This window comes from Acinetobacter towneri (assembly GCF_001758345.1).
GTDB classification, from domain to species: Bacteria; Pseudomonadota; Gammaproteobacteria; order Pseudomonadales; family Moraxellaceae; genus Acinetobacter; species Acinetobacter towneri_A.
Map to the genome: position 1 here is coordinate 1 of NZ_MKQS01000055.1, position 1,227 is coordinate 1,227.

Genomic DNA, 1,227 nt, shown 5'->3' on the forward strand with positions numbered 1-1,227 from the left:
TTTTTTAAATTTGGTACTCGACGGGATTTATTGATCAGTGCGTCAATATCACCAGACTTCACTAACTCTTGATAGCGATAAAATGTATCTCTTGAAACACCCATCACTTTGCATGCTCTGGATACATTCTGAAGCTCTTCAGCTAAATTGAGCAGACCTACTTTGTGTTTAATGATTTGATTGTTAGTATGCAACATAAGAAAGTTACCTTTGTTTGATTAAGATTTCGACACCTTTATCAAAACGGGTAACTTTCTCTTTTTCAAGAAGAATGTACGATCAAGTCTGAACTAATACATCTAAATACTGAAAAACCAAATCGAATTTTGAGAGTTTTTTATACAATTCATCTTATCTTGATCTTTAATTTGTTTCACTTTTATATATAAAAAATAATGACTTATATTGGTAAATACTGCGCTAGACTAAATTTAAAACAAAAAAATCCCACATGGGAATGTGGGAAAACTAAGAAACTACAGCTATGTTTCGTTTGATTATTTTATCGTCATATCACCAACAAACAGTGGCAAAAAATTACTTTTAAGTCTATTTTTCACCTTTAACACAGCCATTAAAAAGCATCGAATGATAGAATTTACGCCAAGTTTATTTCTGATCTAACTCTAGCAAACCCAGTCTGGCTTCAGAAATGATCATCTAATATTCTTCATTTTGCTTTTTCTTTTGCTAAAATGGGAAAGCACTAACATTAATACGCTCCACTTGTCTGATGTTATATTGAGTCTCTGTCTAATTTAGATTGATATACCTTTAAATCACTAGAACTCTAACAATGATGGTTTGATGTTCTTCATTTTCATCAATTAGATGTAAACGCTTTTGCTCTTTACTCACCACTTTAAAACGCAAATTTTGATATTCAATAATGCTCGGAATTTGATCAAAATATTGTGCATCAGCATCAAAAGAGGTGGTCCCACTTGTTTGAACAACTAAAAGCGTATTTATAAGTGATATTCCGCTCTAGTTAAGCCACCTTGTTTTGTTGGGGTAGCTGATCATAGTAAAACTCATTTGGTGTCATTTTGTCTAGACTCGAATGAGGTCGTTTCAAATTATAAAACTCAAAATATGCACTTAATTGCTTTTTCGCATCTGTGACACTGCTATAAGCTTTGAGATACACCTCTTCATATTTAACGCTCCGCCATAATCGTTCAACCATCACATTATCTACCCATCGACCTTTACCATCCATACTGA

At 32.8% G+C, this 1,227-nt stretch carries 2 protein-coding genes; both read right to left on the bottom strand.

The features are described 5' to 3' along the window. Window positions 1-197: helix-turn-helix domain-containing protein (locus tag BJN41_RS13950; RefSeq protein WP_034683890.1), on the bottom strand; the 197-nt coding region annotated here is incomplete at its 3' end. A gap of 794 nt (window positions 198-991) precedes the next feature. Further along, the coding region (locus tag BJN41_RS13955) for an integrase core domain-containing protein (RefSeq protein ID WP_010591700.1) at window positions 992-1,227 on the bottom strand (236 nt) is incomplete at its 5' end.